The sequence below is a fragment of the Pseudomonas sp. AF32 genome (genome assembly GCF_022342325.2).
GTDB lineage: Bacteria > Pseudomonadota > Gammaproteobacteria > Pseudomonadales > Pseudomonadaceae > Aquipseudomonas > Aquipseudomonas uvaldensis.
This window is the reverse complement of the sequence record NZ_RQJK02000006.1, coordinates 204,336-225,981: the sequence shown is the minus strand read 5'-3', so window position 1 is coordinate 225,981 and position 21,646 is coordinate 204,336. Positions and strand designations below refer to the sequence as shown.

Sequence of the window (21,646 nt, the reverse complement as noted above, 5' to 3'; positions counted from 1 at the left end):
CGTGCGACTCAAGTGCATCAAGCTGGCGGGGTTCAAATCCTTCGTCGACCCGACCACGGTGAACTTCCCCAGTAACATGGCGGCGGTGGTGGGGCCCAACGGCTGCGGCAAGTCGAACATCATCGACGCCGTGCGCTGGGTGATGGGTGAGAGCTCGGCCAAGAACCTGCGCGGCGAGTCGATGACCGACGTCATCTTCAACGGCTCCACCAGTCGCAAGCCGGTGAGCCAGGCAAGCATCGAGCTGGTATTCGACAACTCCGACAGTACGCTGGTGGGCGAATACGCCGCCTATGCGGAGATTTCCATTCGTCGCAAAGTGACCCGCGACAGCCAGAACAGCTATTTCCTCAACGGCGCCAAATGCCGGCGTCGCGACATTACCGATATTTTCCTCGGCACCGGCCTGGGGCCGCGCAGCTATTCGATCATCGAACAGGGCATGATCTCCAAGCTGATCGAGGCCAAGCCCGAGGACCTGCGCAACTTCATCGAAGAAGCCGCGGGCATTTCCAAATACAAGGAGCGACGCCGGGAAACCGAGAACCGGATCCGTCGCACCCAGGAAAACCTCGCTCGCCTCACCGACCTGCGCGAAGAACTCGACCGCCAGCTCGAACGCCTGCACCGCCAGTCCGAAGCCGCGCGCAAATACCAGGAATACAAGGGCGAAGAGCGCCAGCTCAAGGCCCAGCTCTCGGCCCTGCGCTGGCAAGCGTTGAACGAACAGGTCGGCCAGCGCGAGGCGATCATCGGCAACCAGGAAGTCAGTTTCGAAGCCCTGGTGGCCGAACAGCGCAACGCCGATGCCGCCATCGAGCGTTTGCGCGACGGCCATCATGAACTGTCCGAGCGCTTCAACCTGGTGCAGGGCCGCTTCTATTCGGTCGGTGGCGACATCGCCCGGGTCGAACAGAGCATCCAGCACGGCCAGCAACGGCTGCGCCAATTGCAGGACGACCTGAAGGAAGCCGAGCGGGCGCGGCTGGAAACCGAATCCCACCTGGGCCACGACCGGACCTTGCTGCTGACCCTCGGCGAAGAACTGGACAGGCTCACACCGGAACAGGAAATCACCAGCGCCGCCGCCGAAGAAGCCTCCGCGGCCCTGGAAGAGGCCGAGCTGACCATGCACGGTTGGCAGGAGCAATGGGACCGTTTCAACCTGACGTCCGCCGAGCCGCGCCGTCAGGCCGAGGTCCAGCAGTCGCGTATCCAGCAACTGGAAACCAGCATGGAGCGCCTGGCCGAGCGTCAGCGACGCCTGGCCGAAGAGCGCGCGCTGCTCGCGGCGGACCCGGAAGACGCGGCAATCCAGGAGCTGAGTGAACAACTGGCCGCCAGCGAGGCCACCCTCGAAGACTTGCAGGCCAGTGAAGACGCTCAGGTCGAACGGCTGGAACAACTGCGCCATGCTTTGCAACTGGCCTTGCAGAACCAGCAGCAGGCTCAGGGTGAGTTGCAGCGGCTCAACGGTCGTCTTGCCTCCCTGGAAGCCTTGCAGCAAGCCGCGCTCGACCCGGGTACCGGCACCGCGCAATGGCTGCGCGACCAGCATCTGGCCGAGCGCCCGCGGCTGGCCGAGGGCCTGAAGGTCGATGCCGGTTGGGAGCTGGCAGTGGAAACCGTGCTGGGTGCCGATCTGCAAGCGGTGCTGGTAGACGACTTCGGTGGCATCGATCTGTCGAGCTTCACCCAGGGCGATCTGCGCCTGCTCAGCCCGGCCGGCGACGGCGTGCGGTTTCCGGGTAGCCTGTTGGACAAAGTCGAGGCCCAGGTGGATCTATCGCCGTGGCTGGGGCAGGTCAAGCCGGTGGACAGCCTCGAACAGGCCTTGGCCTTACGCGGGCAACTGGCTGCCGGCGAGAGCCTGATCAGCCGCGATGGATATTGGGTCGGCCGGCATTTCCTGCGGGTGCGCAGGGCCAGCGAAGCCGAGAGCGGCGTGCTTGCCCGGGGGCAGGAAATCCAGCGTCTGGGCGAAGAGCGCGAAGAGCGCGAAGCCAGCGTCGAAGCTTTGGAAATGGAATTGCAAAACCTGCGAGCGCAGCAGCGTCAGCAGGAGAACGGCCGCGAACATCTGCGTCGATTGTTGCAGGACGAAGCCCGCCAGCAGGGTGAGCTCAAGGCCCAATTATCGGCCGGCAAAGCCAAGGCCGAACAACTGGCCCTGCGTCGCACTCGCCTGGAAGAGGAAATCGCCGAGCTGGGCGAGCAACGGGCCCTGGAGCACGAGCAGATCGGCGAAGCGCGCCTGCAATTGCAAGAGGCTCTCGATGCCATGGCGGTGGATACCGAACAGCGCGAGCTGTTGCTGGCCCAGCGTGACAGTTTGCGCGAGCGCCTCGATCGAGTGCGCCAGGAAGCCCGTCAGCACAAGGACCATGCCCATCAGTTGGCGGTGCGCCTCGGCTCGCTGAAGGCGCAGTACGATTCCACGCGCCAGGCCCTGGAGCGCCTGGAGATGCAGTCCGAGCGCCTGACCGAAAAACGCGAACAGCTGAGCCTGAACCTGGAGGAGGGCGAGGCGCCGCTGGAAGAGTTGCGCCTCAAGCTCGAAGAGCTGCTCGATAAGCGCATGAGTGTCGATGAAGAACTCAAGACCGCGCAGATCGCCATGGAAGACGCCGACCGCGAATTGCGCGACGCCGAGAAGCGCCGCAGCCAGGCCGAGCAGCAATCCCAGCTGATCCGCAGCCAGATGGAGCAGCAGCGCCTGGAATGGCAGGCCCTGACGGTGCGCCGCAAAGCCTTGCAGGATCAGTTGCTGGAAGACGGCTACGACCTCAACGGCGTGCTCGCCACCCTGGTGGCCGGTGCCAGCGAGAAGGAGGCCGAAGAAGAGCTGGAGCGCATCGCCGCGCGTATCCAGCGCCTGGGGGCGATCAACCTAGCGGCCATCGACGAATACGAGCAGCAGTCCGAGCGCAAGCGTTATCTCGACGCCCAGGACGCCGACCTGGTGGAAGCGCTGGAAACCCTGGAAAACGTCATCCGCAAGATTGACAAGGAAACCCGCAATCGCTTCAAGGATACCTTTGATCAGATCAACGGCGGTTTGCAGGCGCTTTTCCCGAAAGTTTTCGGTGGCGGCAGCGCTTACTTGGAACTGACGGGCGAAGATCTACTCGATACTGGGGTGACCATCATGGCGCGTCCTCCAGGGAAGAAGAACAGCACCATTCATTTGCTCTCCGGCGGTGAAAAGGCGTTGACGGCGTTGGCCCTGGTGTTCGCCATCTTCAAATTGAATCCGGCGCCGTTCTGCATGCTCGACGAGGTCGATGCACCGCTGGATGACGCCAACGTGGGCCGTTACGCACGGCTGGTAAAGGAAATGTCCGAAACGGTGCAGTTCATCTATATCACCCACAACAAGATCGCCATGGAAATGGCCGATCAGTTGATGGGGGTGACGATGCACGAACCGGGCTGTTCGCGGCTGGTGGCGGTGGATGTCGAGGAGGCCATGGCGATGGTGGACGCCTAGCGCCTGACGGCGAGCGACAAGCCTCAAGTGGCAAGCTGCAAGCAATGTGGCTTCGACTTGTAGCTTGCGGCTTGAAGCTCGAAGCTGCTGTTATGTAGCTTGTGGCTGTTGGTCATGCTAGTTTAAGAGCAATTTTTTTCTGTGCGTGGGCAAAACGCCATTCAGAACATAGAGTTGGCGCCACGTTTTAAAGCGGTTTGCAAATAGCTAAGCCCCTTATTTTTCAGCATTTTTATAGAGGCACGGGATTACATGGAAATCGGTCTGCGCGAGTGGCTGATCGTCATCGGCATCATTGTCATTGCCGGTATTCTTTTCGACGGCTGGCGTCGCATGCGCGGCGGCAAGGGCAAGCTCAAGTTTCGCCTTGACCACAGCCTGTCGAACCTGCCGGATGAGGACGACAATGCCGAACTGCTGGGCCCACCCCGGGTGCTGGACACCCACAAGGAGCCGCAGTTGGATGAGCATGACCTGCCTTCGGTGAGTGCGCCAGTACGTGAGCCTCGGGAGTCGGGTTCCAAGCGTGGCAAGCGCAACAGCGAGCCGTCCCAGGGCGACCTGAATCTGAACCTGGATCTGGACGGCGGGCCGAGCTTCAACAGCCGCGATGACTTCCCGGACGAGGGCAAGGCTCCCAGCAGCGACAAGGAACAAGCCCAGGCCGAAGAAGTATTGGTCATCAGCGTCATCTGCCGCGATCCGGGCGGCTTCAAGGGCCCGGCGTTGTTGCAGAACATCCTGGAAAGCGGCCTGCGTTTCGGCGAGATGGACATCTTCCACCGTCACGAAAGCATGGCCGGCAATGGCGAGGTGTTGTTCTCCATGGCCAACGCCGTCAAGCCTGGCGTGTTCGACCTGGACGACATCGACCACTTCAGCACCCCGGCGGTGAGCTTCTTCCTCGGTCTGCCTGGCCCGCGGCATCCCAAGCAGGCCTTCGACGTCATGGTCGCGGCGGCGCGCAAGCTGTCCCAGGAGCTCAATGGCGAGCTGAAGGACGACCAGCGCAGCGTGCTGACGGCCCAGACCATCGAGCATTATCGCCAGCGCATCGTCGAATTCGAACGCCGGGCGCTGACCCAGAAGCGCTGACAGATGAAAGGGCTCTCGCTGGCCGAGGGCTTTTTGTGGCGAGGGAGCTTGCTCCCGCTGGGGTGCGAAGCGCGCCCCCGTGATTGAAAAACAGAGCAGCCTCGGCTGCTCTTTTGTTTTATGAGAGAACACCATGAATGCCGTCGAAACCCGCATCCTAGAGCTGCGTACAGAGCTGGATCAGCACAACTACCGCTACCATGTCCTCGATGAACCGAGCATTCCGGACGCCGAGTACGACCGGCTGTTCCATGAGCTCAAGGCCTTGGAAGAACAGCACCCGGAACTGGTGACCAGCGATTCCCCGACTCAACGGGTTGGCAGCGTGGCGCTGTCGGCGTTCAGCCAGGTGCGTCACGAAATTCCGATGCTCAGCCTGGGCAACGCCTTCGATGAGAACACCATGCGCGAGTTCGACCGCCGGGTGACCGAGGGTCTCGACCTGCCTTTGGGGGATCTCTTGGGTGGCGGTGCCGCGGTGCAATACAGCTGCGAACCGAAACTCGATGGCCTGGCGGTCAGCCTGTTGTATCAGGACGGCCTGCTGGTGCGCGGTGCCACCCGGGGTGACGGCACCACAGGCGAAGACATCAGCGTCAACGTGCGCACCGTGCGCAACATCCCCCTCAAGCTACAGGGCAGCGGCTGGCCGCCCGTGCTGGAAGTGCGGGGCGAGGTGTACATGTCCAAGGCCGGTTTCGAGCGGCTCAACGCCACGCAGTTGGAGACGGGCGGCAAGACCTTCGCCAACCCGCGCAACGCAGCGGCCGGCAGCCTGCGCCAGCTCGACTCCAGGATCACCGCCAACCGGCCCCTGGAGTTCTGCTGCTACGGCATCGGCCAGGTGACGGCGGACATCGCCGATACCCACATTGGCAACCTCAAGCAGCTCAAGGCCTGGGGCCTGCCCATCAGCCGCGAACTGAAACTGGCTCATGGCATCGACGAATGCCTGGACTACTACCGCGACATCGGCGAGCGGCGCAACGCGCTGCCCTATGAGATCGATGGCGTGGTATTCAAGGTCAACAGCATTGCCTCCCAGCGCGAACTGGGCTTCCGTGCCCGGGAGCCGCGCTGGGCCATCGCCCATAAATTCCCGGCCAGCGAAGAGCTCACCGAATTGCTGGACGTCGAGTTCCAGGTCGGCCGCACCGGGGCGGTAACGCCTGTCGCACGGCTCAAGCCGGTCAAGGTGGCCGGCGTGACCGTGGCCAATGCCACGCTGCACAACATGGACGAAGTGGCGCGCCTGGGGTTGATGATTGGCGACACGGTGATCATCCGCCGCGCCGGAGACGTCATCCCGCAGGTGGTGCAGGTGATCACCGAGCGCCGTCCGGATAACGCCCGGCCGGTGGACGTGCCCAAGCAGTGTCCGGTCTGCGGCTCCCATGTGGAACGCACGCAATTGATCAAACGCAGCAAGGGGCGCGAAACCGTCAGCGAAGGCGCGGTGTACCGCTGCGTCGGACGCCTGGCCTGCGGGGCGCAGCTCAAGCAGGCGATCATTCACTTTGTGTCGCGTCGGGCCATGGACATCGAAGGTCTGGGGGAAAAGAGCGTCGAACAACTGGTGGACGAGGGCTTGGTGGGCTCGCCCGCCGACCTCTATGCGCTGACCTTCGAACAAGTGGTCGACCTGGAAGGGTTCGCCGAACTGTCGAGCAAGAATCTGTTGGCGGCCATCGCCGACAGCAAGAAACCGAGCCTGGCGCGTTTCATCTTCGCCCTCGGCATCCCGGACGTGGGTGAGGAAACCGCCAAGGTCCTGGCTCGCTCCCTGGGTTCGCTGGAGCGCGTGCAGGCGGCCTTGCCCCAGGTGCTCACCTATCTGCCGGACGTGGGCCTGGAAGTGGCCCATGAGATCCACAGCTTCTTCGAAGACCCACATAACCGTCAGGTGATCGAGGGGCTGTTGCGCCATGGTCTCGATATCCAGGACCAGGGCGAGCTGGGCGCCGAATTCTCCGCCAGCACTACCCTGGGCAGTTTCCTGGACAAGCTGAACATCCCCTCGGTGGGGCCGGGCGGGGCGCAGAAACTGGCGGACAAGTTCGGCTCCCTCGAAGCGGTCATGAACGCGGACTGGCTGGACATGCGCCAGGCCCTGCCGGAGAAGCAGGCCAACGCCGTGCGGGATTACTTCGCCGTCGCCGAAAACCGCCAGCAGGCCGAGGCCGCGGAGAAACAGCTGCGGGACTTCGGCATGCACTGGCAGAGCGAGAAGAAAGTCGTCGAAGGATTGCCGGAAGCAGGGCGTACCTGGGTGCTGACCGGGTCCCTGGAGCTGATGAGCCGCGATGTCGCCAAGGACAAGCTGGAAAGCCTGGGCGCCAAGGTGGCCGGCTCCGTGTCGGCGAAAACTCACTGCGTGGTGGCCGGGCCGGGCGCGGGTTCGAAACTGGCCAAGGCCAACGAGCTGGGGATCAAGGTGTTGGATGAAGAGGCGTTCGTGGTGTTTCTGGGTAAGCATGGCATTCCGGTCTAGCCTACATAACGTCGGAAGCGGTCCTGTCTGGTCCGGGAACATGGTCCTGTGGCGAGGGGATTTATCCCCGCTGGGCTGCGCAGCAGCCCCAACACAGGCGACTCAATCAGCCTGATACACCGAGTCGCAGGGCTTTGGGCCTGCTTCGCAGCCCAACGGGGATAAATCCCCTCGCCACAAGGGGGGGGGCCGGCCTGAACGTCTCGGTCAGAAGACGATCTAGTCTTGCAGGCTCCAGGGAGAGATCGCCATGTTCCGCTTCTTCGAACAGCTGAGTTCACGCATCGCCGCGCCCTTCGTGGGCGACCGTTCGCGCAATAGCAAGGTCTGGCCGTGTCGCTGCGGCCAATCCTTGTTCTTTCGCAACAGCCAATGCCTGGCCTGCCTGGCAGCATTGGGGTATCAGCCGGAGCAGAGCCGACTCTCGTCCCTGCAGCCCGGCGAGCAACCTGGCACCTGGACGCTGGACGCCGATCCACAGGCCGGACTGTTCCGCCGCTGCGCCAACCTCGACACCCCGGCGGCCTGCAACTGGTTGTTGCCGGCCAATGACCACGACACCTTGTGCATCGCCTGCAGCCTGAACCGCACCATCCCCGATCTGTCGATCCCGGAAAATCCCGAACGCTGGCGCAAGGTCGAAACCGCCAAGCGCCGTCTGGTGGCGCAGCTGATAACCCTTGGTTTGCCGGTTGTCCCGAAAAGCGTCGATGAAAACGTCGGGCTGGCCTTCGATTTCATCGGCGTCGACCCCGACGGCATGCCGCCGACCACCGGCCATGCCAGCGGCTTGATCACCCTCGACATCAAGGAAGCCGACGACGCCCACCGTGAACATGTCCGCCAGCAAATGCGCGAGCCATATCGCACCTTGCTGGGACATTTTCGCCACGAAGTGGGGCATTACTATTGGGATCGGTTGATCGCCAACAGCCATTGGCTCGAGGCGTTTCGCGGGCTCTTTGGCGACGAGCGCGCCAGCTATTCCGATGCCCTGGAAAGGCACTACCAACAAGGCGCGCCACAGGATTGGCAAACCCGTTACGTCAGCGCCTACGCCACCATGCATCCCTGGGAAGACTGGGCCGAAACCTGGGCCCACTACCTGCACATGGTGGACGCGGTGGACACCGCCCTGGGTTTTGGCATGAGCGCCCGGGAACTGGATTTCGACTACCAACCGTTCCCGCCCGAAACCCTCTTCGACCCCGAACACGCCGAAGGCACGGCCTTCCTCTCATTCGTCAATGCCTGGATCGAACTGGCCGGCATGCTCAACGAACTGTCCCGCAGCATGGGCCAGCCGGATTTCTACCCGTTCGTTCTCCCGGCGGCCGTCATCACTAAACTGCATTTCATCCATTTGGTAATCCAGGAAGAGGGCGGCCGGGCGGATGAGGTCTTGCTGTAGCGATAGGCGATACGGTTGTCGGAACGGCTCGATTTATTGTGGGAGCGAGCCTGCTCGCGATGGCGGAGTATCAGCCGCATCAAAGTCGCCAGACACACCGCATCGCGAGCAGGCTCGCTCCCACAGGGCTCTTCGCAATAGCCGAAAAAATCCTCTCCGCCTCCATAGCAAGTACTTGAACACCTTCGTTTTTTTAATCCGTCCTGAATGGTTGTAACTTCCCGTCAGATAGGTACAATGGCGCGGCTCGCCGTCAGGCGGGCGTCGTTATGGTGACCCCATCGGTCCCCCCGCAACGATTACCCGTGAACCTGGTCAGATCCGGAAGGAAGCAGCCACAGCGGGAACATTGTGTGCCGGGGTGTGGCTGGTGGGGTTGCCTCCATAACGCCAAAGTACGTCCAAGCCTGCATTCGCAAGGCTTTTTTTCTTTATATCTTCCTTTTTGATCGGGCCTCGCTCGATGTATCGTGCTGTCTGAGCCATGACCGTCCGTCGGAACTGTCACAACTGACAGTAGAATCCACTGCCACCCTTTCCTACGGTCTCGCTCAACCGGCAGCCTGTCATGAACGCCCATCCTTCGGGACTTCGCAGTCGCAGCTGCCACGTAGCCGGAGGGCAACGTGATGAGCGACGACATGGCGTTAACGCAAAGGCGGGGTAATGCGGCTGTGATGCTGGCAGCTGTGCTGGCATGGTTTGCGCTGTTCCTTCAACTCTGCCTGATCCTGATTTCGCGATGGCAGGGCGACAAAAGTCTGCTGGGTGGCCTGGACATCTTCTTCAGTTATTTCACGATACTCACCGATATCCTGGTGGCGGTGGTGTTGACCTGTGCCGCGACCACGGGGGATTCGGCGCTGCGGCGTTTCTTTCTGCTGCCCTCGACACAAGGCGGCGTGGCGGCCGCGATTGTGTTGGTCTCGATCGCGTACAACCTGCTGCTGCGCAACGTGTGGGATCCCCAGGGCTGGCAATGGCTTGCCGACGAGCTGCTGCACGACGTGATGCCGGTGGTGTTCGTGGTTTATTGGTGGTTCTGCGTACCCAAGGGGCTGCACTGGAGCAATATCTGGCCGTGGCTGCTGTATCCGCTGGCCTATTTCATCTATGCCCTGCTACGTGGACATCTCGTTGGCGCCTATCCGTATCCGTTCATCGAAGTGGATCGGCTGGGGTATGCGCAGGCGATTGGCAATGCGGCGATGGTGCTGCTGGGATTTGTGGTGGTGTCGTTGGTGGTGGTCGCGGTGGATCGGATAAAAGGCGACCGCTGATTGGCTGATTGGCTGATTGAATGGTGACTTCTGTGGGAGCGAGCCTGCTCGCGATGCGTTGGATCAGCCACATCGATGCCGACTGGTACAATGCATCGCGAGCAGGCTCGCTCCCACAGGTTTGGCGTCGTGTCCTAAGGTTTGGACAATGCCTGATCAACCGCGGCAATCAGCTTCCCGAGGTCCTTCGAGGTGGCTCTGTGTATGACGCCAAACAGGTAGGCTCGCTGTTCGTCTTCGTCGTTCATGTCGGCGAAGAAGGCCTTCAATTGCACGTCCAGGACGTTGGCAAGCAGGAACAGGGCTTCGATGCTGGGGGTGTAGGTGCCGGTTTCGAAACGGCTGATGGTTTTGGGGTCAAACCCGGCCCTTTCACCCAGTTCAGCCTGAGTCAGCCCCGCTACTTTGCGATAGCGTCTGATGGCTGCACCCAAGCTCGAAATTTGCATCGCTCAATTCCCATTTAGAATCAAGAACTTAACGATAGATTTTTGCATTAGGCAACCGCATGTTCCATCACCTTGCTTTGCAAAATGTGATGTGTTTCGTAGAATCGGGCTTTGGCACGTGGCTTTGATGGCCTGTTACAGACACCGGGATGTGCGAAAAGATGGGCGTTGCGTTTATTGTGGCGACGAACGGTAGAAGCCTGACCCTCTCGGCTGTACCGCCTGCGCCCCACCTGATTCCCCGGTGTCAGATGCGGATGGGTTTTCCCCGCTCCGCAAGTGCTGCAACCGCGCGCGACAGATGAGCCATGACTCATGGATGACTGCTTCGATGGATAAGAAGTACCGCAGAGCCGTTGATGCAGCCGTTGTTTTTTCCGAAACCGATTTGAGCGGACGTATCACCTACGTCAACGATCAGTTCTGTCAGCTCTTCGGCTATCGACGCGATGAGTTGCTGGGGGCCAATCATCGACTGCTCAATTCCGGCCATCACCCTGGCGAATTCTTTGGCGCGATGTGGAACACCATAGCCCTGGGGCAGGTCTGGAAAGGGGAAATCTGTAACCGGGCCAAGGACGGTACGTTGCACTGGGTCGATACGACCGTGGTACCGGTCACGGATGAGGCAACGGGGCAAATCGAGCGCTATCTGGCGATTCGCTTCGATGTCAGCGAAAAGCGTCGGCAGTTGCATGCCCTGCAATGGCGGGTCGGGCACGATGTGCTGACCGGACTGCCCAACCGTACTTATCTGTCGGACTTGCTGGACCAGGCCCTGGCGTTTTCCCGGGCGGAGGATATTCCGCTGGCGGTCTGTATGCTCGACCTGGACGGTTTCAAGGCCGTCAACGATGGGCACGGCCATGCCAGTGGTGATCGGCTGCTGGTGGAGGTGGCCAGGCGGCTGCGCAGTATTGTTCGGGGCGAAGACGTGGTCGCCCGGCTGGCCGGGGATGAGTTCGTACTGGTGTTGCGCCACGTGCGTGGGCTGGATGAGTTGCGCGGGGCGCTGAACCGCGTGTTGATCGCCGTCTCGGCGCCGTATGCCATCGATGGCAAGAGCATCAAGGTCTTTGCCAGCATTGGGGTCACGTTGTTTCCTGGGGACAATGAGGACGCCGAGACCCTGTTGCGTCATGCCGACCAGGCGATGTACGTGGCCAAGCAAAGTGGCCGCAATCGTTTCCATTTGTTCGATGTATCCCGGGACAAGGAGGTGCGAGCCACTTATCAGTCTGTCGAACGGGTTCGCCAGGCGTTGGCTGGCAACGAGTTGCGGCTGCATTTCCAGCCCAAGGTCAATATGCGCAACGGCACCGTGGTCGGGCTCGAAGCGCTGCTGCGCTGGAAACATCCGCAACGCGGTCTCGTACCACCCCGCGAGTTTCTGCCGCTGGTGGAAGAAAACGACCTGATCGTCGAGATCGGCGAGTGGGTCATGGAACAGGTCATGGCCCTGTTGCAACGGTGGCTGCAAGCGGGGCAGGGGTGGCCGGTGAGTATCAATATCTCGGCGCGGCATTTCCAGCGCACGGACTTCGTCGAGCGGTTGCGGCAGGTGCTGGAGCGGTACCCGACGGTGTCGCCGCGCCTGTTGGACCTGCAAATCGTCGAATCCGTCGCGGTGGAGAACCTTGCGCACGTCAGCGCCTGCCTCCAGGCTTGTCAGGCCCTGGGCGTAGGATTTTCATTGGGGGGCTTCGGTACGGGGCATTGCTCGCTCAACGATCTCAAGCATCTGCGCACACAGACCATCAAGATCGATAAGACCTTCGTGCGCGACATTCTCGAAAATCGCGATGACCTGGCTTTGACCCGGGCTGTCATCGGCCTGGCCCAGGCGTTTGGCCGCCAAGTGGTGGCCGAGGGGTTGGACAGTCTTGAACATGGGCAACTGTTATTACGACTGGGCTGCGAAGTGGCCCAGGGCTATTTCATCGCCCGGCCCATGCCGCCCGAGCAAATCCCGGGGTGGGTGGCCCGGTTTGTTCAGCCACCGCAATGGAAGCCGCGACCCGGCCTTCAAGGCGCATCGGTTTCGGCCTCCGATTCGGCTTTGCGACCGGTATAGAGCTGGATGATCGCGTCGATTTCCCCTGACGCTTTCATTTTTTGCAAGGTGTCCAGGATGCGCTGCGCCGGGATGTCAGGGTCCTTGCGCAGGTAGCAGTTCAGCTCCTGCTCCTGGAGCACGGCCACCCCATGCAGCTGGCGGTCAGCGGTATGCCGTTGATTGAACCAGTCCAGCGCCCATTGATTGCTGACACCGTAGCGATAGCGACCGGCGAGTAACTTCGCCAGTACCTGTTCCTGGCTGCGGGCATCGTCGCGCCGCAGCTGGCCGCTGTCGAACAGGGGTTGCAAGGTCGGGTAGGTATAGCTGAGTACGGTACCGACCGGCTGTTGCGTCAGGGCCGCCGGTGACACGCTTGCGGGCGCGCTTGCCGTGCCGACGAGCAAGTCACGTTGGAAGAACAGCGGGACACTCCACAGGTAATCGTCCCTGTCGTCCACCCAGGCGGGGCTGACGTAACATCGTACATCGACCTCGCCGTTTCTCATGGCAGCGCCCAACCGGGCGCGGGACAGGACGTGAAACTCCGCCGGCATCCCCACCTGAGTCGCCAGGCTGGTCATGATGTCAGGGAGTATGCCCTGGGTCGGGCGGCCACGTTCGATCTGCACCATGGGCATGGCCCAGCCATCGGTAATGGCAAAGCGCAAGGGTATTTCGGCAGCGAGACAACTGGTACTCCATAACAGCAACGCCCCCAAGGTCCCGTGCATAAGCTCTCCTGATCCTGCAAACCGTGTCGACAACCGAGCCCTTGAACACAGCTTAGTCAGATTAGACGAGCGCACCGGATGCAATTTCGCCCCTGCTCCGCTAGCATTAGCCGCTTCTGCTTTCCAGTGGCGACGGTTTTCGATGAGTTATCAGGTTCTTGCACGTAAATGGCGTCCGCGCTCGTTCCGCGAAATGGTCGGCCAGACCCATGTGCTCAAGGCTCTGATCAATGCCTTGGACAGCCAGCGCCTGCACCATGCTTATCTGTTCACCGGCACCCGGGGCGTGGGCAAGACCACCATTGCGCGGATTATCGCCAAATGCGTGAACTGCGAAACCGGTATCACCTCGACACCGTGTGGCGAATGTTCGGTCTGTCGTGAGATCGACGAGGGCCGTTTCGTCGACCTCATCGAGATCGACGCCGCCAGCCGCACCAAGGTCGAGGACACCCGCGAGCTGCTCGACAACGTGCAGTACGCGCCGAGCCGTGGGCGCTTCAAGGTCTACCTGATCGACGAAGTGCACATGCTCTCCAGCCATTCCTTCAATGCGCTGCTCAAGACCCTTGAAGAACCGCCGCCCTACGTCAAGTTCATCCTGGCGACCACGGATCCGCAGAAGCTTCCTGCAACGATTTTGTCCCGCTGCCTGCAGTTCTCCCTGAAGAACATGACGCCGGAGCGGGTCGTCGAACACCTGACCCACGTGCTGGGTGTCGAGAACGTACCGTTCGAAGACGATGCGCTGTGGCTGCTGGGCCGCGCCGCCGACGGTTCGATGCGCGATGCCATGAGCCTGACCGACCAGGCCATCGCCTTTGGTGAAGGCAAGGTCATGGCTGCCGATGTGCGGGCCATGCTCGGCACTCTCGATCATGGCCAGGTCTATGACGTTCTGCATGCGCTGATCGAAGGCGACGCGAAGGCGTTGCTTGAGGCGGTACGTCACTTGGCCGAACAAGGGCCGGACTGGAATGGCGTGCTCTCGGAAATCCTCAACGTGTTGCACCGTGTCGCCATTGCCCAGGCCCTGCCCGACGGCGTCGACAACGGCCATGGCGACCGTGATCGTGTGTTGGCCCTGGCCCGGGCGTTGCCGGCCGAAGATGTGCAGTTCTATTACCAGATGGGCCTGATCGGCCGTCGTGACTTGCCTTTGGCACCGGATCCGCGAGGCGGTTTCGAAATGGTGCTGCTGCGGATGTTGGCGTTCCGGCCCGCCGACGCGGCGGACGCCCCGAGGCCGACGCTAAAGCCAGTGGGGATCAGCCAGGCCACAGCTGATTCCGTCAAGCCAGTGGCTGCCGCGCCTGTAGTGGCGGCGGCAGTCGCTGCGGCTCCGGCTGTAGCGCCCGTTGCGCAACCGGCCCCGACGCCTGAGCCCGTCGTCGAGCCGGCTCCCGAACCCGTGGCTGCAGAAGTCATCGACCTGCCCTGGAACGATCCGGTCGAGCCCGAGATCGTCCAGCAACCCGCTGTGGAGCCCATGCTGGACACCGCCGCCGAGCAGCCCGAATTACCACCGATGCCCATGCCGACGCCCGACAGCGTGGTGCCCGATGCGCCCGAATGGGTCGCCGCACCGATGCCCGAGCCAACGGCGGCCGATGTTGACGTCGCCACGCCCGGCATGGACCTGGATGATGAGCCTCCATTGGATGAGGACTACATCGAGCCGGACATGGATTCGGCCTACAGCTACCTGGACGATCTCGCCAGCGAGCACACTGCCGAGCCGACGCCTGAGCCCGAGCCGGAACCTGCCGCGATGCCGGCCACCGGTTTGGCCTTGCAATGGCTGGAGCTGTTTCCGAAACTGCCGATCTCCGGCATGACCGGCAGCATCGCCGCCAACTGCACGCTGATCGCGGTGGAGGGCGACCATTGGTTGCTGCATCTGGATCCGGCGCATAGCGCGCTGTTCAACGCGACCCAGCAGCGCCGTCTCAACGATGCGCTGAACCAGTACCATCAACGCACGCTGACCTTGACCATCGAGCTGATCAAGCCCGAACAGGAGACGCCGGCCCAGGCTGCGTCCCGTCGCCGTGCCGATCGCCAGCGTGAAGCCGAGGAGTCGATCCACAACGATCCGTTCATCCAGCAGATGATGCAACAGTTCGGCGCCGTGGTCCGTCACGATACTATCGAACCTGTCGAGGCCCCGGTTACCCAGGGCTCATAACTGAAGGCGCCGGGCCGAATGGGCCGGGCGCCGTGTCTATCCAAGTACTTTCGAGGTGATTCCCATGATGAAAGGTGGCATGGCCGGCCTGATGAAGCAGGCGCAGCAGATGCAGGAAAAAATGGCCAAGATGCAGGAAGAACTGGCCAACGCCGAAGTCACCGGCAAGTCCGGCGGCGACATGGTGACCGTGGTCATGACCGGTCGCCACGACATCAAGCGCGTCAGCATCGACCCGAGTGTGGTTGAAGGCTTGAGCGAAGACGACAAGGAAATGCTCGAGGCCCTGTTCGCCGCCGCCGTCAACGACGCCGTGCGCAAGATCGAAGCCAACAGCCAGGAAAAGATGTCCGGCATGACCGCTGGCATGCAACTGCCGCCGGGCATGAAACTGCCGTTCTGATTCGCCATCCCGGCAGGGATGGGCTACACACAATGCCAGGCATCGCGCCTGGCATTTTTGTTTGTGCTTGAGATGGCTATCGTCGGATCGCCGCCCGGAGCAGGCTCGCTCCCTCAGTGGCTGGGGGTGAATACAACATGGGTGCCCGCCAGCGGACTCTGTGGATGCGAGCAGCGCAGTCCAACGGCAAGAACATCGAACGCTATCCCCTTCAAGAAGGTCTGCTCCCTATAGGTCTACCACTAACGATCAAGGAGAACGCCCATGTCACAAGCATCGATTTCCAATCAGCGTATCGTCCTCGCTTCCCGCCCCAAAGGCGCGCCCACCCAGGACAATTTCCGTATCGAGCAAGTGACGTTGCCTGACCTTGTGCAAGGGCAAATCCTGCTCAAAACACAGTTCCTGTCGTTGGATCCCTACATGCGCGGACGTATGAGCGATGCGCCGTCTTACGCCGCCCCGGTGGAAATCGACGGAGTGATGACCGGTGGTGCTGTCAGCCGCGTGGAGCGCTCCATGCATCCGAAATTCCAGGAAGGCGACCTGGTGGTAGGCGTTACGGGTTGGCAGAGTCACAGCATCAGCGATGGTCGTAATGTCATCCCCATTCCGTCCGGGCTGCCCAGCTCGTCGATGGCTCTGGGCGTATTAGGTATGCCGGGCATGACCGCCTACATGGGATTGATGGACATTGGGCAGCCCAAGGCCGGAGAGACTCTGGTGGTGGCGGCGGCTTCGGGCGCGGTGGGTTCGGTGGTCGGCCAAGTGGCAAAGATCAAAGGGTTGCGGGTCGTCGGCGTGGCCGGAGGCAGTGACAAATGCAAGTACGTGGTCGATGAACTGGGGTTTGACGCCTGCGTCGATCACAAGCGTCCGGATTTTGCCGAGGCATTGGCCCGGGCCTGCGACAAGGGCATCGACATCTATTATGAAAACGTCGGCGGCAAGGTCTTCGATGCTGTCGTCCCATTGCTCAACGCCAGGGCGCGGATCCCGCTCTGCGGACTGATTGCTTCCTACAACGATCAACACGCCCCGAGTGGCCCGGATCGCTTGCCGCAATTACAGCGAACCCTGTTGACCAAACGAGTGCGGATGCAGGGATTTATCGTGTTCGACGACTACGGTGACCGGCAGCCTGAGTTTCTCAGTGCCATGGCGCCGTGGGTGCGGGAGGGGAAGGTCAAGTTCCGCGAGGATGTGGTCGATGGCCTCGAGAATGCGCCGCAGGCCTTCATCGGGCTGTTGGAAGGGCGCAATTTCGGCAAGCTGGTGGTACGAGTGGCGCGAGATTGAGTATTTGACGCTGGTCAGAGGCGCGGGTATAAACCGCGTCTCGTTGTTATGTCGGACATTTCCTCGATGAGCTTCAGCCCTTTGATTCGCCAACTGATCGATGCCCTGCGAACCTTGCCAGGTGTGGGTCAGAAAACTGCCCAGCGCATGGCGTTGCAATTGCTCGAGCGTGATCGCAGCGGCGGTTCGCGACTGGCTCAGGCCCTTAGCCAGGCCATGGAGGGCGTGGGGCATTGCCGCCAGTGCCGCACCCTCACCGAGGATGACCTCTGCCCGCAATGCGCCGATCCACGTCGGGACGATAGCGTGCTGTGCGTGGTGGAAGGGCCGATGGATGTGTACGCCGTGGAGCAGACCGGTTTCCGAGGTCGTTATTTTGTCCTCAAGGGCCATCTCTCGCCGCTCGACGGCCTGGGGCCGGAAGCCATCGGCATCCCGGAGCTGATGGCGCGTATCGAAGAGGCGGGGACTTTCACGGAAGTCATCCTGGCGACCAACCCAACGGTGGAAGGCGAAGCCACGGCCCACTACATCGCCCAGTTGCTGAGCAACAAAGGCCTGGTCGCTTCCCGCATCGCCCACGGCGTGCCACTGGGGGGCGAGCTGGAACTGGTGGATGGCGGGACGCTGGCGCATTCGTTTGCCGGGCGCAAGCCGATTACCCTCTAAAAGCCACCCAAAACCCACTGTGGGAGCGGGCTTGCTCGCGAAAGCGATGTGTCAGCCAAATAAATCTTAGCTGATCCACCGCTTTCGCGAGCAAGCCCGCTCCCACAGGGTGGGTTATCGTTCGCTCAGCGAGAACTGCGTCAGGCAGAACGTCGGGATTCCCATGTCTTCCAGTCGCTGGGAGCCCAGCAACTCCGGCAAGTCGATGATCGCCGCGGCTTCGTGGACCTTTGCGCCCATTCGGCGGATCAGGTTGGCGGCGGCGATCAGCGTGCCGCCGGTGGCGATCAGGTCATCGAACATCACCACCGAATCCCCTTCGCACAGGCTGTCGGCATGGACTTCGAGGAAGGCTTCGCCGTATTCGGTCTGGTAACCCTCGGCCAGCACATCCGCGGGCAGCTTGCCTTGCTTGCGGAACAGCACCAATGGCTTGTTCAGCTGGTAAGCCAGGATCGAACCGATCAGGAAGCCCCGGGCATCCATGGCGCCGATGTGGGTGAATTCGGCTTCGACATAGCGGTGGGCGAAGCTGTCCATCACCAGTCGCAGGGCGGTGGGGGATTGGAACAGCGGGGTGATGTCGCGGAAGATCACCCCGGGCTTGGGGAAATCGATGACGGGGCGGATCAGGGATTTGATGTCGAAGGAGTCAAAGACCATCGTGGACGTATCCTGGCAGGGCTGCAAACGCGGGAGTATAGCGCGGCCGAGCGAATCCCTCAGCCGCGCGCGTTCTTCAGCCTTCGACCGAGCCGCCGGCCAGGGCGCAGAGCTGGATCGGGTCCAGGATGTGAATTTCCTTGCCTTCGGCGGCGATCAGCTCATTTTGCTGGAAGCGCGTGAACACCCGGGACACGGTTTCCACCGCCAGGCCCAGGTAGTTGCCGATTTCGTTGCGAGACATGCTCAGGCGGAACTGGTTGGCCGAGAAGCCCCGGGCGCGGAAACGTGCCGAGAGGTTGACCAGGAAGGTGGCGATGCGCTCATCGGCGGTCTTTTTCGAGAGCAGTAGCATCATTTGCTGATCGTCGCGGATCTCGCGGCTCATCACCCGCATCAATTGACGGCGCAACTGCGGCAGTTGCAGTGCCAGTTCGTCGAGATGCTCGAAGGGGATTTCACACACCGACGTGGTTTCCAGCGCCTGGGCCGAGACCGGATGACTCTCGGTGTCCATGCCCGACAGACCGACCAGCTCGCTGGGCAAGTGGAAGCCGGTGAGCTGCTCTTCGCCACTGTCGCTCAGGTTGAAGGTCTTCAAGGCGCCCGAGCGCACGGCGTAGACGGAGTCGAAAGCATCGCCCTGGCGGAACAGGAATTCACCTTTTTTCAACGGGCGGCCCCGCTTGACGATCTCGTCCAGCGCGTCCATATCCTCCAGATTCAGGGAAAGTGGCAGGCAGAGGGGGGCCAGGCTGCAATCCTTGCAATGGGCCTGGCTGTGGGCGCGCAATTTGACGGGCTCGGACATTTCTTTAATCCTTGTGGGAAAAACACACATCAGCCGTAAGGGTAACCTAGCAACGGCACTCCGGCCAGTGTGCTTTCATCGTCAAATTGTCGCGCTCAGATGACGCGCGAGAAACGCTGGCGGTTCTGCTGGTCCAAATAGGCATCGAACACCATGCACACCGAGCGTACCAGCAGGCGACCGGCGGGCAATACCCTGATGCGTTCGTTGTCGACCTCGATCAGGCCGTCCTCGGCCATGCGTTGCAGTGATGGCCATACAGCGGCGAAGTAGTCGGCAAACACGACGTCGAAAGCCTGCTCGATTTCGGCGAATACCAGCTCGAAATGACAGATCAGTTGCTGGACGACTGCTCGCCGCAGACGGTCGTCAGCGGTACACACCAAGCCTCGACTGGTTGCCAGTCGGCCATCGGCCAGGGTGTTCTGGTACTGGTTCAAGTCGCTGTTGTTCTGGCAGTACAAATCGCCAATCTGGCTGATGGCCGACACACCGAGGCCGATCAGATCGCAATGTCCATGGGTGGTATAGCCCTGGAAATTGCGTTGCAAAGTGGCTTCTTCCTGGGCAATCGCCAGGTCGTCGTCGGGCAGGGCGAAGTGGTCCATGCCAATGTAGCGATAACCGGCGGCGCTCAGTTGTTCGATGGTGCCTTGCAACATAGCCAGTTTTTGCTCCGGGTTCGGCAGGTCCTGGCTATTGATGCGCCGTTGGGGCATGAAGCGTTCCGGCAGATGGGCATAATTGAATACCGACAGGCGATCCGGCTGCAGTTGGATGACTTCCTGGACGGTGCGGGCAAAGCTCTCCGGTGTCTGTTTGGGCAGGCCGTAGATCAGGTCGATGTTGATCGAGCGAAACTGCAAAGTGCGGGCTGCCTCGATCACGGCGCGGGTTTCCTCCGGGCTTTGGAGGCGATTGACGGCACGCTGCACGACAGGGTCGAAGTCCTGGACGCCGATGCTGACCCGGTTGAACCCCAGTTCTCGCAAAAGACCCATGGTGGACCAGTCGGCTTCCCTTGGATCGATCTCGATGCCGTAATCGCCGGAATCGTCATCCTGCAGCTTGAAATGTTTGCGCAGCTTGGCCATCAACTGGCGCAACTCATCGTGGCTCAGAAACGTCGGGGTGCCGCCGCCCAGATGCAACTGTTCCACACGCTGGGCCGGGTCCAGATGGCAGCCGATCAGCTGGATTTCCTGTTCGAGGCGCTGCAGGTAGGCGTGGGCACGGCCACGGTCCTTGGTAATGACTTTGTTACAAGCGCAGTAGTAGCAGATATTCGCGCAGAACGGCACGTGTACATACAACGACAGCGGCCGCAGGCCTTTGCGGCTTTCGCGCAAGGCATGAAGCAGATCGAATGTCCCTACCTGACTGGTGAATTGCACTGCGGTCGGGTACGAGGTGTAGCGAGGTCCCGCCAGATCGTAACGGCGGATCAGGTCTGGGTCCCAACGTATGGCGTCGAGCATGCGGGCATTCCCCGGATAGGCTGGCATGGGCGCGAGTCTAGGGGCGCGGGTGTGGTGGCGTGTTGATTTGCATCAACGGGGCAAAGGACGGGCAAGGCTCGCTGCAAGTCCCTGTGGGAGCGGGCTTGCTCGCGAAGGCGGCGGTACATCCAACATCACCGGCACAGGCAGACCGCTTTCGCGAGCAAGCCCGCTCCCACAGAGAGGATGGTCAATGCCCCATCAACCAATGCTGATGAGGCCCCGGCAATGTCCAGATGCCGAAAACGATCACCACCAACCCACCGGCCACGCGCACGCTGCGTTTACGCAGCAGGGCGGTGACACGCTCGGCTGCCAGGCCGGTGGCGAGCAGCACCGGCCAGGTGCCGAGCCCGAAGGCCAGCATCAGCAGCGCGCTGTCCAGCGCATTGCCCTGGCTGGCGGACCACAGCAGGGTGCTGTAGACCAGGCCGCACGGCAGCCAGCCCCATAACGCGCCCAACAACAGCGCCCGAGGCAGGCTCGACACCGGCAGCAAGCGATTGGCAACCGGCTGGATGTGCCGCCACAGTCCGCGCCCCACGCTTTCGATACGGGTCAGACCGCTCCACCAGCCGGCCAGGTACAGGCCCATGACAATCAACAGCACACCGGCCAACACGCGCATGAACATGGCCGCCGGGCTGTTGGCAACGGCCCAGCCGGCCAGGCCGATCAGCAAGCCGGCGGTGGCATAACTCAGGATGCGTCCCAGGTTGTAGGCCAGCAACAGCCGAAAACGCCGGCTGCGCTGCTCCTTGGGAATCGCCAGGGTGAGAGCCCCCATGAGACCACCGCACATACCCAGGCAGTGCCCACCCCCCAACAAGCCGAGAATGACCGCCGAGACCAGGAGTGGCACCAGATCAAGCATGAGGCGGGGCCTTGTCGTCCGGTTCGCGAGCCTGGCCGTCGGCTTCGTCCACCGCAGCCTTGTGGTTAGGGTCCTGATCGTCGAACAGGATGCTGTGGGCCGGACCGTCGAGGTCGTCGTACTGGCCGCTGTCCACGGCCCAGAAGAAAATGTAGACGGCGATGGCGACGATCAGCAGCGCCGCCGGAATCATCACGTAAAGAGCTGGCATTGTCGGAACTCCATGACCGCCCG

17 protein-coding genes and 1 other RNA gene are annotated in these 21,646 nt (G+C 61.7%); 11 read left to right on the top strand and 7 right to left on the bottom strand.

Annotation, left to right across the window (positions count from 1 at the left end):
* Position 1 precedes the first annotated feature (1 nt).
* The 6 genes from smc to EGM97_RS08430 all read left to right on the top strand — a co-directional run bounded on the left by smc (position 2) and on the right by EGM97_RS08430 (position 9,767).
* Complete coding sequence (gene smc / locus EGM97_RS08455) at positions 2-3,490, top strand: chromosome segregation protein SMC (protein WP_238965217.1); 3,489 nt, start codon at positions 2-4, stop codon at positions 3,488-3,490.
* Positions 3,491-3,742: 252 nt separating this feature from the next.
* The gene (gene zipA / locus EGM97_RS08450; RefSeq protein WP_238965216.1) at positions 3,743-4,585 is read left to right on the top strand and encodes a cell division protein ZipA; all 843 of its coding nucleotides are present in this window, start codon (positions 3,743-3,745) and stop codon (positions 4,583-4,585) included.
* A gap of 133 nt (positions 4,586-4,718) precedes the next feature.
* Positions 4,719-7,076, top strand: coding sequence for an NAD-dependent DNA ligase LigA (gene ligA / locus EGM97_RS08445; protein WP_238965215.1), 2,358 nt, complete (start codon positions 4,719-4,721; stop codon positions 7,074-7,076).
* Positions 7,077-7,326: 250 nt separating this feature from the next.
* Positions 7,327-8,487 (top strand): zinc-binding metallopeptidase family protein, encoded by a 1,161-nt coding sequence (locus tag EGM97_RS08440; RefSeq protein ID WP_238965214.1) that lies wholly within the window; start codon positions 7,327-7,329, stop codon positions 8,485-8,487.
* A gap of 279 nt (positions 8,488-8,766) precedes the next feature.
* Positions 8,767-8,863, top strand: an RNA gene (ffs, locus tag EGM97_RS08435) — signal recognition particle sRNA small type.
* Between the two features lie 265 nt (positions 8,864-9,128).
* Entirely contained in the window at positions 9,129-9,767 is a 639-nt protein-coding gene (locus tag EGM97_RS08430; RefSeq protein WP_238965213.1) for a Pr6Pr family membrane protein, read from the top strand.
* Between the two features lie 134 nt (positions 9,768-9,901).
* Here the strand turns inward: EGM97_RS08430 and EGM97_RS08425 are convergent, their stop codons facing one another.
* Positions 9,902-10,216, bottom strand: coding sequence for a helix-turn-helix domain-containing protein (locus EGM97_RS08425; RefSeq protein WP_232775382.1), 315 nt, complete (start codon positions 10,214-10,216; stop codon positions 9,902-9,904).
* 331 nt (positions 10,217-10,547) lie between these two features.
* On the opposite strand from EGM97_RS08425, the gene EGM97_RS08420 reads away from it, so the two are divergent.
* Complete coding sequence (locus tag EGM97_RS08420; protein WP_238965212.1) at positions 10,548-12,290, top strand: putative bifunctional diguanylate cyclase/phosphodiesterase; 1,743 nt, start codon at positions 10,548-10,550, stop codon at positions 12,288-12,290.
* Here EGM97_RS08420 and EGM97_RS08415 read toward each other — a convergent pair.
* On the bottom strand, positions 12,242-13,006 hold the full coding sequence (locus EGM97_RS08415) for a substrate-binding periplasmic protein (RefSeq protein ID WP_238965211.1): 765 nt from the start codon (positions 13,004-13,006) through the stop codon (positions 12,242-12,244). The two genes, EGM97_RS08420 and EGM97_RS08415, sit on opposite strands and share 49 nt — an antisense overlap.
* A gap of 142 nt (positions 13,007-13,148) precedes the next feature.
* Here EGM97_RS08415 and dnaX point away from each other — a divergent pair, with 142 nt between their 5' ends.
* From dnaX to recR, 4 genes are all read left to right on the top strand, one after another.
* Positions 13,149-15,194 (top strand): DNA polymerase III subunit gamma/tau, encoded by a 2,046-nt coding sequence (gene dnaX, locus EGM97_RS08410; protein WP_238965210.1) that lies wholly within the window; start codon positions 13,149-13,151, stop codon positions 15,192-15,194.
* A 64-nt stretch (positions 15,195-15,258) separates the two neighbouring features.
* A complete protein-coding gene (locus tag EGM97_RS08405) occupies positions 15,259-15,597 on the top strand; it encodes a YbaB/EbfC family nucleoid-associated protein (RefSeq protein ID WP_053153324.1) in 339 nt (112 codons plus the stop codon).
* A gap of 264 nt (positions 15,598-15,861) precedes the next feature.
* Positions 15,862-16,896 carry an NADP-dependent oxidoreductase gene (locus EGM97_RS08400; RefSeq protein WP_238965209.1) on the top strand — a complete coding sequence of 345 codons (1,035 nt, stop codon included), beginning with the start codon at positions 15,862-15,864 and terminating at the stop codon, positions 16,894-16,896.
* A 66-nt stretch (positions 16,897-16,962) separates the two neighbouring features.
* On the top strand, positions 16,963-17,565 hold the full coding sequence (gene recR / locus EGM97_RS08395; RefSeq protein WP_238965208.1) for a recombination mediator RecR: 603 nt from the start codon (positions 16,963-16,965) through the stop codon (positions 17,563-17,565).
* Positions 17,566-17,679: 114 nt separating this feature from the next.
* On the opposite strand, the gene EGM97_RS08390 is transcribed toward recR, so the two are convergent.
* The 5 genes from EGM97_RS08390 to ccoS all read right to left on the bottom strand — a co-directional run bounded on the left by EGM97_RS08390 (position 17,680) and on the right by ccoS (position 21,623).
* Entirely contained in the window at positions 17,680-18,228 is a 549-nt protein-coding gene (locus EGM97_RS08390) for an adenine phosphoribosyltransferase (RefSeq protein ID WP_041020481.1), read from the bottom strand.
* 76 nt (positions 18,229-18,304) lie between these two features.
* The gene (fnr, locus tag EGM97_RS08385; RefSeq protein ID WP_238965207.1) at positions 18,305-19,039 is read right to left on the bottom strand and encodes a fumarate/nitrate reduction transcriptional regulator Fnr; all 735 of its coding nucleotides are present in this window, start codon (positions 19,037-19,039) and stop codon (positions 18,305-18,307) included.
* 95 nt (positions 19,040-19,134) lie between these two features.
* Entirely contained in the window at positions 19,135-20,517 is a 1,383-nt protein-coding gene (hemN, locus tag EGM97_RS08380) for an oxygen-independent coproporphyrinogen III oxidase (protein ID WP_238965206.1), read from the bottom strand.
* 211 nt (positions 20,518-20,728) lie between these two features.
* Complete coding sequence (locus EGM97_RS08375) at positions 20,729-21,412, bottom strand: sulfite exporter TauE/SafE family protein (protein WP_238965205.1); 684 nt, start codon at positions 21,410-21,412, stop codon at positions 20,729-20,731.
* Positions 21,405-21,623, bottom strand: a complete 219-nt coding sequence (gene ccoS / locus EGM97_RS08370) for a cbb3-type cytochrome oxidase assembly protein CcoS (protein WP_238965204.1) — start codon at positions 21,621-21,623, stop codon at positions 21,405-21,407. Before ccoS ends, EGM97_RS08375 begins: the two co-directional genes overlap by 8 nt.
* Positions 21,624-21,646 lie beyond the last annotated feature (23 nt).